Here is an 18025-nt window from a genome sequence, read left to right as displayed (position 1 = left end):
ATAGGTGGCGGGAGGGAGATGAGGAGGGCGGAAATCTTGTTTCTACGACGGTTCGGTGGTCTTGGCGGAAGCGCATTTATGTGGCACAATTTTGCAAGGTATCGTGGTACTGTACCACGCAGCCTTGTTTTGTTGTCGGTGAGGAGGGGTGTCATACTGATCGCGAAAACAAGGTTTAATAATTCTATACGGTGAGACCGATGATAGATTTTCCAGTTGCTGAAATGCCTTCTACCCAAGTCGAGGTACCAGCAGAGATTCGCAAGATCGGCGAATTGCGGGGCAGGGACGTGAAGGAGTTGAATGCTGATGAAGCGAGTCAGCTGCGAACAGATGCGATTAGCCAGGAAGGTTTGCGAGTCGGTGCCCAGTCAGGGCTCGCCTATCGCTACGGAATGTTGATGGATTACCTGGATGCTGTAGAGCGCAAGATGAACGTGACCTACAACATGGCTCAATTTGTTCGCGACGGACACTTGCTGATTCCAGCTGTAATCGAGGTTCGTAACCAATACTCGAAAGAAGGTGATGAAGTCCGAGTTGTGAAGGCAGGCGTCACGGTTCAGGAGGAGGCGCAGGTTATCTCTTCCGTTCCTACCTGGCGTGACTACCTATACCAGCGATACGAACAGCCAGACCTCCCACACGAAACCCTATATCCGAAAACAGAGGCTGAAGTCAGCGCCTGGAAAAAAGCGTTGATCAATGGTTGGAACGCCGGTGTGTACCAAGCGAATGCCAATTACTCGGATCGACTCAACCAGCTGGTTCGTGCAGTAGAGGGACGGTACCAGTACATCACACTAGAAAACCGAAACATGTTTACCCCCGCAGATCTCAAGGTAGTGAACTCCCAAGTCACGTTCCGTGGGCGGACAATGAATGTCGGGGAGCAGATCATTGGCATCGGGCAGTTAGGCAATTTCACAGAAGTGAAGACATGGGCGCCGGTATGGACGCGTCAATAATGGTGCCGGACAAAACGGGGATTGTTGCAGATTTGGTTTCGACCAAACCGCTCGCTCCCCCACAGTTTGACGTCCCGTTGCGATTGAGCATGGATTACCTCGATGCGCTGCTCCATTACTGCCTTGAAAACAAATGTGAGGACCTAGTCCTTTTGTCGGGTGACCCAGTTTCTGTCATGTGGGCAGACGCGATTCACAGACTTCCTGGGCGTGAACTCAACTACAGAGAAATAGCAGACCTGTTGAACGATCTAGTTAAGGATCCCAATGCTGCGAGTGAGGTAGCGCGTGCTGAACCGCGTGACTTCAACTATTCGCTGCGGATCGACAGGACGAAATCAGTTCGCTTTCGCTGCGTTGCTACCGGGTGCATGGTCGGTGGCGGGATGGGTTTGGAGATATTGATCCGACCTGTAGGGAAAGTAGTTCAGACTTTGAATCAGTTAGGAATAGAGCCTTACATCCAAGAAAACTGTGTGCCTTCAGCCGGGATTGTCATTGTCACAGGACCGACAGGCTCGGGCAAAACAACCTTGCTGGATTCCATGACTGGGGAACTTCTGACCAGCGTGCCGGCAAAGCGTGTCATTACGTTCAATTCGCCGATTGAGAATGACCTGCGGGAGACACCTGGTCGTATTGGGATGGTGGTTCAGTCTGAAATAGGGCGGCCAGGGTTTGGCGCGCATCTAACCAGTTACGAAGAGGCTGTTCGAAACATGCTGCGTCGTCACCCCCATGCTGTCGTGTTTGGTGAAGCACGCGACAGGGATACGATTGAGGGGGCGCTTCTTTCAGCTATGTCGTCACACCCAACCTACTGCACAACTCACGTCACGAGCACCCATATGACGATCCCTCGAATGGTAGACCCCTTCGGAGCAGAAGATCGGGTGAGGATGACCAACTCTTTAGTAGAGAACGTGAGACTCATTGTTCACCAACGCTTATTCCCCATGGCGAATGGCTTAGGACGAGTCGCGGCACGTTCGGCGCTCGCCATTACAAACGACATGCGTGACGAGGCGATGCGAATGCCCGTGGATAACTTGCCATCGTTCCTTAAAGCCATGACCAATGAACATGGTATTTCGCTTCTGAAGTCCGTACAGAAACTTTACGAGGCAGGGAGTATTGCAGAAAGAACGCTGCTTTCAATCGAGCAAGAACTTGGTGAAGGGAGATTCAAATGATTCTTCCTACGGAAAAGGGCGAACCAGTTAACACTGCCTTCGCGAGTAAGCAGTCACGGATCAGCGTCAAATTCTTTGAGGCTCATACCAGCGTGCTGGTGCCATTCATGGTTCTGCCCGTCGCTCCATTTTGGCCGGTGGTCAAACTTTGCTTTTGGGTAGTGCTTGGTCTTGTACTACTTGAGCGACGAGGTTGGACCGTCAGTTACACGTTGAAAAGGGCTCGGCGTTATTTCGCCGGTGCTTATCGAACCAAACACACGAATCGCAAGCTTGCCCGCTTGGCAAAATACTGAAACCACAGGAATAGGTCACTCATGAAAAAAGCTCAATCCTCTGTAATGCTGGTTGCTGACGACAACGGCTATGCCGACCATAAACTGGCGTTCTTTACGGCCGATGGCAGAATTGAATGCCTGAAGGTTGCAACCAGTGTACAAGTTGGCGGCACCAACATGACTTCAGTAGACGGCGACCGTCAAAACATCTACCAGGTTGTCGATGATGAAAAGAATGTACTCAACACCTATACGTGCAGCCCTGCTGTGACGCAGCCGCTGAATTTGCGTAACGCGAACTATCCATTTGTGGAGCCAAACCGAGTGCTGTTGCACCATGCCATGGTCAAAGCTGGCCTGGCGGGGAAAAATGTGAAGGTTGGTCTGACGTTACCTTTCGGCGACTTCTTCAATGCTGACGGCTCAAAGAACGTGCCGTTTATCAAAAAGGCAGTTGAGAACTTCGAACAAAATAATGTCATCACAGAAAAGGATTCCCTCAAAGTAGCAATTGCCTCAGCCCATATGTTCCCGGAAGCACTGAGTGCATTTTATGACTGGGGCCTGGACGAGACGGGAGGCGTCATGCAGCGGTTCGAGGCGCTGGAGGAGAGCGACGGGAGCATTCTCATTGTGGATATCGGCGGTTCCACCACGGATATCGTCTGCATCCGAATGGTCGATGGAAACATGATGATCGATCATGCTCACTCTGGGACCGAGCGAATTGGTGTCTTGGATGTGAAAGAACAGATCAACACCGAGTACCAAAAAAAGTACGGCTCGGGCGGTCACGAGTCTCACCTTTCCACTCGTGCAGTTACAAAAATCCTTGAAACAGGAAAGCACCGTGGAGGAGGGCGTGAACTGGACCTTTTTGCAGATGTACAGGCAATCATCGGCCAGGTATCTCAGCGTATCGTAAACTACGTCGAGTCCAAGGCAGGAAGAATTGGTGACTACCAGGCAATTCACTTTGTTGGTGGCGGCGCGGTGGTCTTCAAGGAAGCACTGCAACGGGCGGTTAGTTTTGCAACGATTGGAGACGAGTTCGCGAACGCCCGAGGTGTACTCAAGTACATGGTCGAGCAACAAGAAGCGAACTGAGTCAGTTGGTGGCGAGTAGAGGCTGAAAATGGCAGGACGTAAACCGCTCAACTCTGCAATATTCATGAAAGCCAGAACGCAGATAATTCTGCGTGCTAACCATGTTGACGTTGAAAACCGGTCAGAGATTGTGAGGCTTATTGAGTTAATCGAGGCGCATAAAGCAGACGGGACCCTAAACAAGTTTGTTTTGAACGCCTTGATGAATCAGATGCGGAGTGATGAGCAGGGCACGCATGCACCGCTAAGTATCACTCCCCAGGTACAGTCTGAGGCTCAAAGCGAGCCCCAAGCAGCACGAGTACTTTCTGATATAACGCCACGGGTAACCGTGGCGCCAGCATCATCAACGACAGGCTCTACACCAGCGGCGCACGTAAATGATGAACGATTCGGCCAAGGGGTTTTTGTAGCTGCTCCTGTTCAAGTTGAAACCGCGCCAAGTTTAGAACCCAGTTCGATGGCCGATTTTGCTGTTGAAAACAGCACCGCGTCGCAAACACCAGAGATGGTTATCGAGTCCACATTGCGGTCGCTAGAAAATCAAGGTGGAGCATCGGCTGGTGAGATGCAACCACGACCGAAGAGGAGAATGGGTCGCGATGCTCTGAGTGCAATGGGCTAATAGAAGACGGGGCGTAGCCCCGTTTTCCGCAACTGGCAATCAGGACTCGTGCTACGAGTGCTGGGGAGAAGAGCCAAGGCGCAGCGCCTCATTAAACGACTGGGAATGAATCTTCACCATCAAATTAATTGCCGCATTTCTGTGTAGATCTACCTTCCAGTTGAGTGCCTGGCAGGCACACTCTAATTTGCGCAACATCACCCGTTGGTCTTCAGGCAAAATCAGCGTGACCGACGTCATTTCTTCAACTCCCCTCGTCACTTCAAGCATGGCCTTTTTTACCACGTCAACTGGAATGCCTTTCCTGTTCTTGTAGCTGTAATCAATCAAACCGCGAAGCCATAACGCGTTGCTAGGCGAGAACTGGTGACTTTTTGGGTGGGCGCGCGATAGATACGTAGCCTGGATGTCAGCTCCAGATCGTATTAGATCGTAATGCTCGGGCGGAAAACGGAACGTTGTCTGGGTGCCGGGAACGGCAGGTCTTCCAACCTTTTTTACAGGCATGATGGAACCTTCTTTGGGGGTGATACGAGAAGGGTATCACCAGACGCTGACTCGATCAAAATATATGGATTATTTACCTATAAACTATTGACATTAGATGTCTCGTAGTTGATTATAGGATCAGGCGAATTTTATTGTTGAGGGGATCGCAATGACTAAGGGACTGGACTACAAAAGCGGCGCTCGTAGCGGTGGCTTCCGCCCATGCAACGATCTTGTTGATGTCGCAGCAAATCAAGTGTTGGATGATCCTTACGGTGCGGTTTATGTGCCATGGGCGCCAGGCAGGGTTGGTGCCGAGGCCAAAACACTCCTTCTTCTTGCGCAGCGTTACGGTGCACTTGGGTTGGCTGTTAAGGGAGAGGGTGTTAGCCGGAAGTTCAAGTTCTATTACAGCCGTGCAACCACCGGCAGCTGGTTTACCGAGGTGTGGCCACTCTGGAAAGTAGCGGTTTGGTTTGTCGTAATGGCGTTCTTTGCATTCGGCTTCTATGCCGAGGAAAGCGGTGCCGGCTGCTTCCTTGTAGGTGTCGGCGCCTTAATTGCGTTTGGGCCTCGTTCGGTGGCAGCGCTGCGCAATTCCGTTGTAGCCGGCAGGCTGTCGGGTTATGCGTTCGCCCGTGAGTCCTTTCCGATGATCCTGGCAGGCGCCGTAACTGGAGTGGTAATGCTAGAGTGGGCATATGTCCTTCCATGGAACGCTGGGAAGCTGAACACTGCCGTTTCGGGAATCGCTGGCATCCTGACGCTGGAGTTTGGGGTAGAAGGGTTGGTATCGCGAGCCGTGAAAGCTGTTGTTACTGGGTTCGGATTTGCCTTCGGGTCGGCACTGATCTATCAAGTAATAGCGGGAGGAATGGTCAAAGGTTGGCTTGATACAGCATTTCGGGATGGCCTGGTGTTTGTTGAGCCAGAGCCTGGCACATGGTTCCACAAGCTCCGGACTACAGGTTACAACTCTGCTTCCGGTTATTTCATGACCGGGTTCCTCGTATTAGCAGCATGCGGCCTCGCGTTGCCACTTCTGCAATGAACGCCATTTGTCAGAAGTCAAAGGACAAAAAAACCAGCCGGTTCAGGGCTGGTTTTTTTTGCTGACGATTTAGTTAACCCCTCCTTGGATTTGTTCCGCTTGGCCTATCGCTTCCAGAGCTTGGCTTAGGATTTGAAAGTGAGCCAGCTGACGTCCGTTGAGCTGCTTGTTCTGATTTGCTAATGAACGCCATAAAGTTACTTCGCACCTTCTCCTCGCTATGGCCATCACCGGTTACTTCCTGACCACCATTGATCCACCGCAGGCCGCGTTCAAACAACTCTGATGGAAGGCCGAAGACACGAACAGTGGCTGTGTAACCAAACATCAGGCTTATACAAACTGCGCCGACAGAGCTGAATAGGAAAACGAAACCTGATTCCAACACGCCATGAACGTAGTCCATGAACCAGGAGAACAGATAACCGATTGGCTTAAGCGCTAGGTAAATAGCGAAAAAGCCAACAACTCGCAGAATCGGATTGAGGTACAGGCCAATCATTAGCATGTAACCCTGCCTGGTGTGATCTGTCCCCCATCCTTCTTTCTCGGCCGTACCGTGTGCGGCAAGCCAGAAAGGCGAGACGAGCAAGCACTCAATATAAAACAGCATCCACGAGATCACCCCCATAAACCAAATGCTAAGGGGGATGGTTGGCAAAACTACGCCGGCGAGAAATCCAATGCCGATCAAAACGGTAAGGACCGTGTCAACCATTGGCAATAAGAACTGACTGAGTGCCTGGATGATATCCTTGGTGATCGAACCGCCTGCACCTACCGCTCGCACGCCCATGCCAATTGGGAAAATCATCGTCCAAAGGCTCGACTTGGTGGCCATGTCGCCTGCCTGCTCAGCGGTGCTTGCAGAGGCCATCATTGCCGTCAAGGTTGCACCCTTTACTAAGTACATCACCTCGGCACCGGTGCCTATCGCTGAACCAATGTATTGGATGTTGACCAGAAAATCGTCAGGAGAGTTACGCTGGAGGGCAGATCTGGTTATCCCGCTGAGTGAGGAGTAGAGCACCATTTTTGCTGCGTCAAATAGGTCAGAACCTTCTGCACCGGAAAGCGCTATTCCTGATAATGAGGGAATGGGCTGGTCTGGAGAGGTTGATGCTTGTAAGACACTCGAACCGCTACGGCCATAAGCTTTCTTGGCAGCCAAGATGCGCTGCGACACCTCTTGCAAACGCTGATCCTGTAACCACTCTTTATCCAGTTGCGGGTCGGTAATTGTAGCCAGCATCAACTGTGCAAGGCTGTTGATCTGTGATTGGTTAATGCTCACCTGCCAGAATACTGTGCCAAGGAGCGGCCACCCCCCGTCAATGGTTTGAGATTTCCAGTCTTTACCATCCTTGCCTTTTGAGTTTGCGCTACTGACTGCCTGAGCGACGATCCGTTGGCGACCTTCATTATAGGTAGCAATTACTTTGTTGATTTCTGAGGCCAAGCCCGACACGTTGCCACGCGCCTCTTTTAGCGCACGCTCAAAGGTAGATTGTGATCCTGAGCCATTAGATTGCATCGATTGGAGAGCCGATTGGTCAGACAGGATTTTGCTTGCGATGGAGGCAACAGCTGGCTGGAGTCCAGTAATAAGATCTATCAACTGACTCTGAGCTTGAGTAGCCACGTCGTTTGAGATTTGCTGGTACGCAGCCATGCTAAACGGGCCAGTTGAATCTGGGATTTCCCCCTTTCGAGGGCTAGCAATTGTGATGCTACCGCAATAACTGGACCTTGGATTTGCAGCGCGCCCGGAGTTTGCAGACTCCTTATATGCGTACTGGAATTTGGTCTCATACCCTTTGACCACATTGCCCACTGTGGCGGTTTCAAACTGAATTGTGTCGGACTGGGTGTAGGCGTTTATGTACTGCTTACAGACCTCTGAGCCAATCCATCCAAAAACTATATCGTCTCCATTGACCAGAGAAATCGGGCGGTAAACTCCATTGTCGTAAACGTAGTTAAGACCTTTTTCCTGCAAGATGTTGGCGTGTGTATTCCCTTCTTCAGCCACACCTGTCACACCGTACTGCAAAGCAGAAAAGCCCGAAGTGAGCGGGACCATAAGGATCGTGGCAACGCTGATGCGAAGCGGCATCCAAAAGGACGATATAACCTGTCCGCCTGGTACACCTTTGTTCGCGGTTTGAATGATGTAGTTAAGACCACCGAACATGGCCAAGAACGCCATCATGAAAAGGGCAATCGTGCTTAGTGTGGCAGACAGCACCGAAAGCAGTGACTTCTCACCATGCGTCCCCGTATCAGAGCCGTACGTAATCCAGTTAATAATCTTCTGGCCGAAGTCATAGCCAGCACTTGATTTAGAAGCCAAAGACTCGATGGCATATCCATCGGCAGCGAACGCGAGCCCCGAGTGAAGTACAAGAGTCATTATGGCGGCATAGGCCGCCGTTTTAATCAATGGTGAGTTATGCGACTTCATTTGCTGGGCGCTCCACGCGCGAATCTTCTGAAGCGCTCAACCGCCGGTTGCGCTCGGAAAGAAAAGCCCCCAACACCTTGTAGCTCAAGGCAATTCGAAAGCTGACAAAAATGATCAGTGGAACAGACGAAAGCAGCCACATGTTCATCGGCGAGTGGAATTTGATGGCTACCGCGAGGCCTTTAGAAAAGATGGTCAGGAAGTAACAGAGGCACGCGAGAGAAGACCACATAATCATTCGATGACCGATGATCGATTTAGCGATGTAAACGTCGTCGATGATTTCTGTTGGAATGATGAACTTGTTAGCTCGTGTTCCATTTTTCACCACCTCGCGCAGCAACGGAAACGAGGCTCGGTACCTCAGCATGCGCGCGTGCTTTTTCCATGCCTCGGTAGCGATTACGAATTTCGCAACCGCAACCACTTTGCTTTTTTTTGTCGGGGCCGGCTTACGCTCAGCCTCAATGACTTCGGACTGCTCGTGTTCGGACTCGTGTGATTTAGCCATATCCAATTCCTTGAGATCGCCTCCTGAATGCGGTTTAGGAAAGCTTGTTTCATTATGGTATAAAATCATGATACCTAGTCAAAATCTTTTATGGTGAGCACGGTGAGCGATATGGTGGGCCAGGATGTGGCACCCGACACAAGTGAGTTGCTGGACAGTGAAATGGTCGCAACGCGCTGGCTTGAGCTGGGTGCGGCACTGGCCAGGTTGATGACATGGATGGACAGCCAGGAGATCTGGTTGAAGAAGCATGGTGATAAAGAGCTTCTCGGCGTTCTGCATCAGCTCATCTCTTTGAGTGAGGACCCTAGCGCCGTGCGTGAGATGCATAAACCGTATGTGGCGGGGCAGCTAGCTCAAGTTTTAGCTTGGGTCGAAACCAGCAGGTTCTTTCGGCTGCTGGAAGTGATGGATCGAAATTCGCCGAATTTTGTAAACCGATTCGTCTTGGCACTTGGGCGTGTAGGTGGGGAGGCCGGTGTTTACGCCGACCTATTTTTCGAAAGGGTGATGGTTATTCATCGCAGTGAACTGCTAGGCCGAGTTTTTGGCGGTGAGCGAACCAATTCGATTGCTGAGGCAATCCGGACAATCAGAGAAACGCGAGCATGAAAAGCAAGTCCTTAATCGCGCTGGCGCTTGTAGCGTGCGTGACATTGCCGCATCAGTACGTGTACGCAGCAGCGCCGACCGACAGCGCCTGCGATATCGACGAAATGATGGATACAAACCGCAAGAAAATGGACGAAATGGCGGTAACTGAATACGAAAAAAACCTATCGAAGCCGATGGCCAAGATGATTGAAAGCGCCCCAACCGTAAAAGATGCCAGTTGCCTACCAATCCTGGACACGATGGACAGTTTGCTACGTTTAAGGATCCCGTCTATGGGCGGCTTGATGGGGGGCATCATGGCGAAAATTCGCGATATGGCCTGTAAGTATGCCAACGATTTCATCGCCAGCGTAGTTGGCAAGCTTCAGTACACCGTCAGCGATCCGTATGGCATTGCCTCCGTTGGCATTGGGGGAACTACAGACGGATCAGGCGGCACCCAGGTTGACCGCTATGACTTCAGTAAAGTAGTCAGCGACCAAGTGGCGCAAGTAGCGAAGCAGAAGGCAATGGAGTACGCGCGGGAGGGCGCTGGCAGCGCAATGAAATTTCTCCCCAACCCAACAAGTGACCGTACTCCTCGCGTTGAGAACAGCGTTAGAGACGGCTTAAAGGGCGCACTCGATGGACTCTAAAAACCTGCTTCGTGCTGCTATTGGTGGTGCGCTCCTGGCGCTGGCCGGAGAATGCTCAGCCTATGGTATTCCTGTCTACTGCTATAACTGCCAAGAGAGTGCATACAACGCTGCGCACAGCATTCTGGATGGCCAGCGCCTGCAAACTGAAGCGCTGCTGAATGGCATGGATTACATAATGCGAACCAATGCGAGCTTTGGTACGGCCATTGCCTCGGGTACTGGCGTTACCGAGCAGCGAGTTCAAAATGCCTACAAGATGGACCCCTCGATTGCGAAGCCGCGCTTGGCCTGCTCACAAACAGCCACTGCCGGTGTGAGATCAGGGTCTACTGGCGCATCGAACAAGCTACGCAAAGCGTTGGTCGAAAAGACGCAAGCCAACAACTATCGCGGTGCAAACCTACCACCTGGTGAGAGTCGGAAAGAGTACTCGATAAAGAAGGTGATCGAGGTTCTCGGTGAGGAAGATATAAACCCGGCCGAGGTTATCATCTCTGGATCGCCCATTCCCAACGATGCATCAGCTATTGCAGAGCATCGCAAGGTTAAGGACGCGACGATCAATCCGTTCCCGATTGAGCTTCCCCCCGAAGAAGAAATTCAACGAATCAAGAAAAAAGGGTCCCAGGGTGAAAAGGACAACCTTGCCCATTCGTATGCGCTCATGGCCAGGCAGCTCACCGCTCAATCCATCCTGGACGAGGACGAGAGCAACCGCATTCAATTCGTTAAGTCCGATCCATTCAAAGACCAGCTGAGCTATTTCACAGAGGGGATGGACGACGACACCAAGAAGATCTGGACTACTGGGCAGCTTTCTAACTATCAGATCGAGAAGATGACAGCTAGTTATCGAGCCCTTTCTCCGACCTGGATTAAGCAGATTTCGGCATCTGCGAGCCCTGAAGCTGTGAACAAAGAACTTGCTCTGGAAATGGCTGAGATGCTCCACCAGCAAGGGATCGCAAACTCTCTTCAGCGGCAAAGCAATATTTTGGCGGCAATGAAAGAAAGCCGCGAAGTTTCAAACACAGACTTGCAGTCTCGATAACGGGTGACGAAATGAGCAAAGACGATTCTCTCCTCCAGGTTGAACAATCCACGAACACCGCTGTAGCCGATAGCGATGTGGAGACACCGTTGAACTACACCGCTTTCGAAGATGTGCTGGATGCTCAACGCCCGACAATTGCGCTCCCTGATGAGAATGCCGCCCTGATTAAACTAGACGATCCGGCGCTAGATAGCCTTGGCATCGAGGAGCTGTTAAACCGGGCTTTCACAAGCATTCGCATGGAAGAGGGTCTTTCTGCTGATCGTGCTGAAGATGATTTGCACTTTGATGAATTAGATGATCCTTCGATTGGCGCGCTCATTGAAGAGCATGCTTCCGATCCCGAATTGGGGACTCCGCTGACAAAGCGCCCCCCCATCCCGGAAATTTCCGCCGTATCTGATTCAGCCGCTGACGAGCCAGAAGCTGGCGCTCGTGTTGACGCGAGTCCTGAGAAGCCGGTTGAGCTGGCAGGCGAAGCTCCACTGAACCCTATTCCCACCGACCCACTGGGTACGGACATGGACTTTGACGAAGAATTTCGTCCGGCGAGTGAGGTGCTGGGAGCAACAATGGAGCAACTGCAACCAACGCCATCGGCAACAAATGAAGATGAGAGCCCGCCGGATACGGACAGTAGGTCGCACCTACATGATCAGAAGTTAAAGGGTGCATTTTCGATGGCGCGCGAGATGAACGGCGCAGAGCTAATGGATGGGATTGCCAACGTTCAATCCAGCGGACCAAATGCAAACTATCCGGAATCGCAAATCCGGGTAGGTTTGATTCAAGGCCTAAGCATGCTCGGGGGGGCTGGACTCGCAGGTCTTGCAAAGATGGTCCAGTCCGGCGGCTCCACTATTAACAACCGGCTACGCCAGCGGCAATATGGCAAGCTTTCAGGAGAAATTGATCAGATCACCCACAACATGGACTCGCTGATGGTCAAAATGAACGCCAACGGGCTATCAGCAGGCCTTGAAGGGCTGGAGGGCGCCAAGCGCACAGAGTTCATGAATGAGTTCCTTGAGCTGCCCGCCAACAAGGGCATGTTTAACGAGTTGATCACTTCCCTCGGTAGCCTGGCGACAAAGTCGACGGAAGCGGCGGTTGTGGGCGCAGCTGCCGGATTGTCTCCTGATCAACTCGATTCTGAGATTACCCGTCGGATAAGCGATGTACAGCAGAAACATAAGTCTCTGCTGGAGTCGATGAGTGATCACAATGGCGTGAGCTTAAGCGACCGTCTAAGTAATATCGCAGCACAATTGGCAAGCGCGATAGATAAGCTTTTCCAGCGTGCCTCTCAAGCTTTGGGCTTTGGCCCTCGCCCTGGCATGTGAGTAGATGGCCATGCATGACACAGAATATCCCTCCGTTTGGGGCGTTCATTCTGAAGCCCTATTTAACCCTGTACTGGTACGTGGGAAGTTGGTTACGGCCGTCGAAAGCGCACCGGCTGTATGGAGCGATCGTCTAGAGGAACTGGGGTTTAAAAAAGGCAGTCGCGCATGGCTTCGGATGGGGGCAACTGCCCCCTCTGAATACGAGTACCTCTCGCCCTCCATAATATTAAAAGCATTCCGTCCAGAAGATGTCCTGAATACTCCGGACGAATTTCAGCCAAACACTGTCCCGCTCACAGTGCAGGATGCGATTGCAGGGCTGTGGCAAAATAATTTGGACGGCGTGTTATTTGAACTCAGCTTCCAAGGTGTATCGACCAGATCAGCTGCATGGTCTCATGTTCAGTCAGCGATGGCTGGAGATGAAACTCCGGAGGCCGACGCTATTGTAGAACTGGCGTTCGCCAGAATGCAGGCTACGGGAGTACTTGCAGATGAGGCTTTTGAATTTGCTATCGCCAGAGGCTGGTCTGGCGTCTCGAATGAACCGATTCAGGTTCGCGGCGGCATTGTAATCAGCAGTGGCGATTCGGTGCATTGGGCTGATAGTAACGGCATAGTTCATAAAGGTCGCTTAGCCATGACTCTGCGGCAGGCTGACATTGACGCTTGGGTTTATGAGGATGGACCGAGATTTGTTGCTGGCGTAGCAGTAGCCTCATTGTTGAAGGTTGAACGTCAGCAAATTCAATTTCTAGACGCAGGTCATGCCTGGGAATCAGTAATCGCTGATGTTGATCAAGGTATGGCTGTAGGGTTTCAGACGGCACCATTGTTGCCTGATTCAGAAACTGCAAACCCCCCTGACTTCTCGCTTGAAGGCTATACCGAAGAGACTGGAGTCGCCGTTAAAAAGCTGCTTTCGGAGACTCTTTTTCCGTCTGATCGTTGGCGGGAAGAAATACAGCAGAAGTTGTTTGAAAGTGCTGAAATCGGTCATTTGGGTGAAGAAATCTTTGAAGCGCTTCTACGAATTGAAAGCGATCTATATGCCCTGTCAAAACATTATTATGGTCAGACTGGGATAGGGTTCTGTCTATCAAGGCATTTCAGAAAGGAAGAATCAGAAAGCCAAATCGAGATGTGTATCGGCAACTATAACTCATCTGGGTTCTATGCAATTTGCGATGGGGTAAATGGATTGCCGGTGCTGAGAGGCGATCTCCTGGAATACGACTCGACCGCTTTAAGGCTCGATGCTTCTCATCGTTTGAATATTCAGCGCTTTGAGCGTGATGTTGCCGCTCTAGGTCGGATGGCGAACACTGGCTCATCGATACCCAAAGATTTATTAACGAGTTATCGTGTAGCGAACGTACTCAATGATATTGCGCTTTCGGGGTTCAGCGGTTCAATTACTCGCGATCAACTAGTGTCAATTCTTACAGCGGCGAGTGGACGAAATCTACTAGCGAAGCACATTTCAGATCCTAACAGTGCTGACCCCAGATCCTCGATGGAGTTGTTCAACTTTATAGTCCCTAGCGACAATGAAGTAGTGCAGCGTTCATCTTTAAGCCTTCGGATTTCAAGCATTACGGTGTCGGTCTCTACTCTCGAATCCGTGCTTCGGAGTCTCAATGGCGGTATTGGGAATAGTGATGAAGAACATACGGCAAGCTACTCGCTAGCATTGGGCCACATGCAATATCCAGGCACCATGCACCTTTCTTTAGCAAACGACGTACCGGGCCTTTCGTTCGTCTCGAAAGACGTGGTGAACATTCTGCCTTTGACAGATTTTAATGCGGCATCTCAAGCAATGACTACAGCAATCGGTCTTTTAAATAGTACCGATCTAGTAGGAGATAAAACTGATGAGCTTGAGCTTGCCCGCAGGAAATTGAGTCAGTTTTCTCTAGTTAATCGGTATTACGCGGCCATCGAATCTACGCGTAGAGCTGATACGGGGGAGCTAAATGCATGGATCGAGAATGAGCTGCGAAGTGGCTTTAAAGAAAAAGCAAAACTTATCCCTGAGGCTGTTCTCAAGAAACAAATCGACTGCATAGCCGAAGAAATCCGAGGGTACGAGGGCTCTGTCGTTTTTCTGTCTGCCGGACGCAGTATCAGGATGAATCGCTATGTAGTACCCGGCCGAGACTCTTCCTTGGCAGAGAGTAGGGACGCTGTGCTGGGAGCGGCAATTGTTCGCCTGAAGCAGCGCCATAGTCTTAAAGGCGCCGCAATCGCCCTGGATGCAGTTGCGTTTTCAGACCCTGGCCTTTGCGCTTTGCTAGCAGGTGAGCGAGCAGTTGTAGAGCGCGATCAAGTTTCCTCCGGTCAAAAATATGAAGATGCTGGGGTTGTCGCTGGGTTTGCAAAAAAAGACATTAGAGGATTCAGCACAAGTGCACTTATAGAGCACGCCAGTCGCATGACATCTGAACAAAAAGAGAAGTATTTAAAGCGAGAGTTAATCTGGCCGCGCAAAAGTTTCGAGGAGATGCGTGATGAGGGGATTCAGCTCCAAACAGCGATTGCTCTAGACGTCCTTTGGAAAGCATTGCCACGAAAGCCAAAATCGCCCGCCATGACGCACGTGCGCGGTTTTACAGATCTTGTTTCATCAGCGCGCGACGAATTCCGTGGACTGATTGAAAAAATCCGCTCAGGCGTCTTGAAAGATGCAAGCCCTGGTGAGCCAGAATTCATTGAGTCCAAGGCGCTAATTAATGCGGAGTTTAAGCGCATAACGATGACAATTTGTCTGACCGAGCCGGTTAGGGAGTCGTATGAGTATCGCGACTTCAAAGTCCGAGGAATTGCCGGCCTGACTCTACGTGGCTTTGAGCCTTTCGCCAGTCGGTCAACAGCCATGGCCCGACTAATGAAAGATGCGACATGGGCCGAGTATCTGAAAGAGAAAAGAATCGCACGAGCCCCAGAGCAATCGAGAGTGCAACGAGGTGAGGTAATTCGAGAGGGAGAGGACTACCGAGGAGGCAAGTCGGTGGTATCAGAGGATTTCTTGAAAACATTCGCTTTCAGCGGGGTTGAGTACGGGAACTGGACGAACCAACTGGAGCGCGAAGCGCATTTGAATTTGTCTTACGACTCAATGATGGATTTTGCCAAATTAATTGGTTGGGAGCCGATGGCATTGAGTCTAGGCGGCAGATTGGGGCTTTGTATCGGATCGAGAGGTGTCGGTGGTGCGAATTCAGCTTCAGCGCATTTCGAGCCAGCCAACTACGCAATGAACCTCACGCGCATGCGCGGCGATGGGTCGCTAGCTCATGAGTATTGGCATGCAGTGGCAAACCACTTTGGCCATATACATACGGGACGACCTACAGATCTTTTAAACACCTTCGCTTACGGCTTGCAGGTGCCTGGTCCGCTTCCAATCCTCACAGGATCCACGTTAAGAGAACCAGTAAGAAAAGCGTTCAGGGATCTTCAAGTCGCGATTATGCGTAGCGTGAGGTCGGGGGGAGACTTAAACAACATCGACGATTACACAGAGCTTTCGGACATGATGAAGTGCTCAGCAGAGCTAGGATCTTACTGGGCTGAGCCCGCTGAGATGTTTGCCCGAGCTATGGAAATGTGGGTTGTCGATCAAATGCAGTTCCAGGGCAAGCGCAACGACTACCTGGTGCGTGCCGGTAAAGGGGGGGGCGAATACCCTTCGAAGCAACACATGGAAAGAATAAGTCGTTGGGTAGAGCCCCTGCTCGATGCAATTGAGCTGGAGGTGCGTAAAGTCGCCCACCCCCTCCTTGGTGATATAGACATTCCTGTTCTTCACTCAGAAAACACGAGCGCCGCGCCGCTTCCATTGCAAGACCTGGTTGATCTTGCAATGAATGAACTTGATCGATTATTCAAGAGGTCACAGCCAAGGTTGATGGTATTTAGCGAGCCAGGCGGGAAGGCGGGGCTATACAAGGCATCGATAAACCTCCTTGGGCTGAATGATGCTCACGCTGACAGAGGCACGTTTTATCACGAGGCATGGCATGCTTGTGAAGCGACGCTCTTAGAGCCCGAGGAGCGCACAGTAATGCGAGAGGCGTTCGGTGGCGGCGGGGGACTGAGTGCTTTGGTGGTAGATGCGATGCGTGCCAACGAGATGTCAGAGGGGTGCATTGCATCAGCGCTGAGCAATCAATTGGAAATGCAGGCTTACGCTTTTGAACTCTGGGCTCAAGGCAAATTGGATATGAGCGAAACTCGGCTTGTAGAATTCTATCGGGTTAAAGGGTTTGCCGACGGCGTATTGGATGTAGCTGCAATACTGGGTGCTGAAAAAGCGAAAAGCATATTCAAGCAATTCATGCGGGGAGATTTAGCTGAAAGGGTCTCATCAGGCCTGGAGGCAAGCGCAAGGGTCTCTGTTCATCTGCTGAGATCGCCGGAGCAAGAGATGGTTGTTCTGCCTTCGCCTGGCCCCTCTATGAGGATGTGATTACCATATTCAAACCAAAAAAAACCCCATGAGAATGGGGTTTTTATTTTCAAACTGAGTAAATGCTTCTGCTACTTCAAAGCTTTGAGCGAGGCCCAGTCCGTCGAGTACGGTACACCACCGAAAGCCTCGGCCAAGCCCTGATTGTTCTTGAACATAACGTAAGGTGTGCCGATACCAGGTATTTCGCGTGTGATGGCCAAGTAGACAGCTGCGGCAGGCTTGACGAGCCCATAGTCACCTTCAGTCAAAGCAGCAATATCTGCAAAGTGCTCTTCTGCCTTCCATGTTTTGGAAAGCATTTGGTCGAGCATTTCCAAACCGCGTGTAGGATTTTCTTCATAGGTTTTTCGAAGTAATGCGGAGAGAGGGTAGCTCTGCTCGTTATTAAAAATAGGGATCCAACGGAACTCAGCATCATAGGCTTCAGCAATTGCCTTATGCTGCTTGTACAACTTTGCACATGCAGTGCAAAGAGGATCGAATAAAACATAAATGGGATGAGAGCCTTTGCTAGTGCTCATGTAAGGGAGTTGCTCAATGCCTGACAAGAAAACTTCCCGCTGTGCTGCTGCCCGCTTCACTTTCTGTGCGATTGCGTCAGCGCTCGCACCAGATTGTGCGGAGGGGCTTTGCTGAGGTGACGGTGCCTGCTGGCCTTGAGCCTCGCGCGATTCATCTTCTGTATATTCGTGCGGAGCCTGACCAGAAGTTGGTTCATCAGGAAGCGACATGATTCGGCTGCGCTTATCCATCAGCGGGCCGTTCAAGATTTTGGTGCCATCAGCCGAGAGGTACACAAAGCCAGCCGTTTTGGGGTTGGCTTTGTCTGCGAGCATGTCAATTTCCCACATCCATGTGCCTTGACCCATTTCAACCTTTTCTACCCCCCTGATTTCCGAAGAAGGAATGAGGCGGGTGATGAGGGACGTATCGGCGTCGGTTTTTGAAAGCTTCGTAGGACGTTCGACCGCCGGCATCAATTGTGTTTGTTCAGAAGCCGACGGCTTGATGAGCAGAAACATTCCGGCTGCACCGACGCCGAGGCATCCGATCAAAGCGAGGCCGAACAATACTTGCTTTCGACCCTGAGACATTGGGGGCATTAGTAACTCCTCGTGTAATTGTTGAGCAGAGCTGAGAAGCGCGGCAAAAAGTGCTTTCAGCAAGAAAGTGAAGATTCTCTAGCGTTTGAGTGACATCGTTTAATGA

Annotated in this window: 15 protein-coding genes; 11 read left to right on the top strand and 4 right to left on the bottom strand. The window is 51.2% G+C overall.

Annotation, left to right across the window (positions count from 1 at the left end; all coding sequences use genetic code 11):
- Window positions 1–200 precede the first annotated feature (200 nt).
- The 5 genes from ACEN2T_RS17665 to ACEN2T_RS17645 are packed head-to-tail and all read left to right on the top strand — an operon-like array spanning window position 201 to window position 4171.
- Window positions 201–968: a type IV secretory system conjugative DNA transfer family protein gene (locus tag ACEN2T_RS17665; RefSeq protein WP_442117161.1), complete on the top strand. Its 768-nt coding sequence runs from the start codon at window positions 201–203 to the stop codon at window positions 966–968.
- Window positions 941–2161 carry an ATPase, T2SS/T4P/T4SS family gene (locus tag ACEN2T_RS17660; RefSeq protein WP_442117160.1) on the top strand — a complete coding sequence of 407 codons (1221 nt, stop codon included), beginning with the start codon at window positions 941–943 and terminating at the stop codon, window positions 2159–2161. The genes ACEN2T_RS17665 and ACEN2T_RS17660 overlap by 28 nt, the downstream gene beginning before the upstream one ends.
- A complete protein-coding gene (locus ACEN2T_RS17655) occupies window positions 2158–2457 on the top strand; it encodes a hypothetical protein (RefSeq protein WP_442117159.1) in 300 nt (99 codons plus the stop codon). Before ACEN2T_RS17660 ends, ACEN2T_RS17655 begins: the two co-directional genes overlap by 4 nt.
- 21 nt (window positions 2458–2478) lie before the next feature.
- Entirely contained in the window at window positions 2479–3546 is a 1068-nt protein-coding gene (gene parM / locus ACEN2T_RS17650) for a plasmid segregation protein ParM domain-containing protein (RefSeq protein ID WP_442117158.1), read from the top strand.
- Window positions 3547–3574: 28 nt separating this feature from the next.
- Entirely contained in the window at window positions 3575–4171 is a 597-nt protein-coding gene (locus ACEN2T_RS17645) for a hypothetical protein (RefSeq protein WP_442117157.1), read from the top strand.
- A 51-nt stretch (window positions 4172–4222) separates the two neighbouring features.
- Here the strand turns inward: ACEN2T_RS17645 and ACEN2T_RS17640 are convergent, their stop codons facing one another.
- Window positions 4223–4678 (bottom strand): hypothetical protein, encoded by a 456-nt coding sequence (locus ACEN2T_RS17640; RefSeq protein ID WP_442117156.1) that lies wholly within the window; start codon window positions 4676–4678, stop codon window positions 4223–4225.
- A 151-nt stretch (window positions 4679–4829) separates the two neighbouring features.
- On the opposite strand from ACEN2T_RS17640, the gene ACEN2T_RS17635 reads away from it, so the two are divergent.
- The gene (locus tag ACEN2T_RS17635) at window positions 4830–5711 is read left to right on the top strand and encodes a hypothetical protein (RefSeq protein WP_442117155.1); all 882 of its coding nucleotides are present in this window, start codon (window positions 4830–4832) and stop codon (window positions 5709–5711) included.
- Window positions 5712–5784: 73 nt separating this feature from the next.
- On the opposite strand, the gene ACEN2T_RS17630 is transcribed toward ACEN2T_RS17635, so the two are convergent.
- Complete coding sequence (locus tag ACEN2T_RS17630) at window positions 5785–8175, bottom strand: DotA/TraY family protein (RefSeq protein ID WP_442117154.1); 2391 nt, start codon at window positions 8173–8175, stop codon at window positions 5785–5787.
- Window positions 8162–8686, bottom strand: a complete 525-nt coding sequence (locus tag ACEN2T_RS17625; RefSeq protein WP_442117153.1) for a hypothetical protein — start codon at window positions 8684–8686, stop codon at window positions 8162–8164. Before ACEN2T_RS17625 ends, ACEN2T_RS17630 begins: the two co-directional genes overlap by 14 nt.
- A gap of 111 nt (window positions 8687–8797) precedes the next feature.
- Between ACEN2T_RS17625 and ACEN2T_RS17620 the strand changes: the two genes are divergently transcribed.
- From ACEN2T_RS17620 to ACEN2T_RS17600, 5 genes are read left to right on the top strand one after another with little or no spacing between them, the layout of a single operon-like run.
- Window positions 8798–9298: a type IVB secretion system protein IcmW gene (locus ACEN2T_RS17620; protein WP_442117277.1), complete on the top strand. Its 501-nt coding sequence runs from the start codon at window positions 8798–8800 to the stop codon at window positions 9296–9298.
- Entirely contained in the window at window positions 9295–9936 is a 642-nt protein-coding gene (locus ACEN2T_RS17615) for a hypothetical protein (protein ID WP_442117152.1), read from the top strand. The genes ACEN2T_RS17620 and ACEN2T_RS17615 overlap by 4 nt, the downstream gene beginning before the upstream one ends.
- Complete coding sequence (locus ACEN2T_RS17610; protein WP_442117151.1) at window positions 9926–10990, top strand: hypothetical protein; 1065 nt, start codon at window positions 9926–9928, stop codon at window positions 10988–10990. The genes ACEN2T_RS17615 and ACEN2T_RS17610 overlap by 11 nt, the downstream gene beginning before the upstream one ends.
- A gap of 11 nt (window positions 10991–11001) precedes the next feature.
- A complete protein-coding gene (locus ACEN2T_RS17605) occupies window positions 11002–12336 on the top strand; it encodes a hypothetical protein (RefSeq protein WP_442117150.1) in 1335 nt (444 codons plus the stop codon).
- 10 nt (window positions 12337–12346) lie between these two features.
- Window positions 12347–16813 (top strand): LPD1 domain-containing protein, encoded by a 4467-nt coding sequence (locus tag ACEN2T_RS17600; RefSeq protein ID WP_442117149.1) that lies wholly within the window; start codon window positions 12347–12349, stop codon window positions 16811–16813.
- A 71-nt stretch (window positions 16814–16884) separates the two neighbouring features.
- Here the strand turns inward: ACEN2T_RS17600 and ACEN2T_RS17595 are convergent, their stop codons facing one another.
- Window positions 16885–17982: a DsbA family protein gene (locus ACEN2T_RS17595; RefSeq protein ID WP_442117148.1), complete on the bottom strand. Its 1098-nt coding sequence runs from the start codon at window positions 17980–17982 to the stop codon at window positions 16885–16887.
- Between the last annotated feature and the right edge of the window lie 43 nt (window positions 17983–18025).

The organism is Pseudomonas sp. W22_MBD1_FP4 (genome assembly GCF_052113765.1).
In the GTDB taxonomy this organism is placed as follows: Bacteria; Pseudomonadota; Gammaproteobacteria; order Pseudomonadales; family Pseudomonadaceae; genus Aquipseudomonas; species Aquipseudomonas sivasensis.
This window is presented reverse-complemented; position numbering and strand designations above follow the sequence as displayed.

What these genes read in the sequence shown, in the direction of transcription:
- ACEN2T_RS17645 (WP_442117157.1), top strand. Translation starts at nt 3,575, where the DNA reads ATGGCAGGACGTAAACCGCTCAACTCTGCAATATTCATGAAAGCCAGA.
- ACEN2T_RS17640 (WP_442117156.1), bottom strand. Translation starts at nt 4,678, where the DNA reads ATGCCTGTAAAAAAGGTTGGAAGACCTGCCGTTCCCGGCACCCAGACA.
- ACEN2T_RS17620 (WP_442117277.1), top strand. Translation starts at nt 8,798, where the DNA reads ATGGTGGGCCAGGATGTGGCACCCGACACAAGTGAGTTGCTGGACAGT.
- ACEN2T_RS17665 (WP_442117161.1), top strand. Translation starts at nt 201, where the DNA reads ATGATAGATTTTCCAGTTGCTGAAATGCCTTCTACCCAAGTCGAGGTA.
- ACEN2T_RS17600 (WP_442117149.1), top strand. Translation starts at nt 12,347, where the DNA reads ATGCATGACACAGAATATCCCTCCGTTTGGGGCGTTCATTCTGAAGCC.
- ACEN2T_RS17660 (WP_442117160.1), top strand. Translation starts at nt 941, where the DNA reads ATGGGCGCCGGTATGGACGCGTCAATAATGGTGCCGGACAAAACGGGG.
- ACEN2T_RS17635 (WP_442117155.1), top strand. Translation starts at nt 4,830, where the DNA reads ATGACTAAGGGACTGGACTACAAAAGCGGCGCTCGTAGCGGTGGCTTC.
- parM (WP_442117158.1), top strand. Translation starts at nt 2,479, where the DNA reads ATGAAAAAAGCTCAATCCTCTGTAATGCTGGTTGCTGACGACAACGGC.
- ACEN2T_RS17630 (WP_442117154.1), bottom strand. Translation starts at nt 8,175, where the DNA reads ATGAAGTCGCATAACTCACCATTGATTAAAACGGCGGCCTATGCCGCC.
- ACEN2T_RS17655 (WP_442117159.1), top strand. Translation starts at nt 2,158, where the DNA reads ATGATTCTTCCTACGGAAAAGGGCGAACCAGTTAACACTGCCTTCGCG.
- ACEN2T_RS17610 (WP_442117151.1), top strand. Translation starts at nt 9,926, where the DNA reads ATGGACTCTAAAAACCTGCTTCGTGCTGCTATTGGTGGTGCGCTCCTG.
- ACEN2T_RS17625 (WP_442117153.1), bottom strand. Translation starts at nt 8,686, where the DNA reads ATGGCTAAATCACACGAGTCCGAACACGAGCAGTCCGAAGTCATTGAG.
- ACEN2T_RS17615 (WP_442117152.1), top strand. Translation starts at nt 9,295, where the DNA reads ATGAAAAGCAAGTCCTTAATCGCGCTGGCGCTTGTAGCGTGCGTGACA.
- ACEN2T_RS17605 (WP_442117150.1), top strand. Translation starts at nt 11,002, where the DNA reads ATGAGCAAAGACGATTCTCTCCTCCAGGTTGAACAATCCACGAACACC.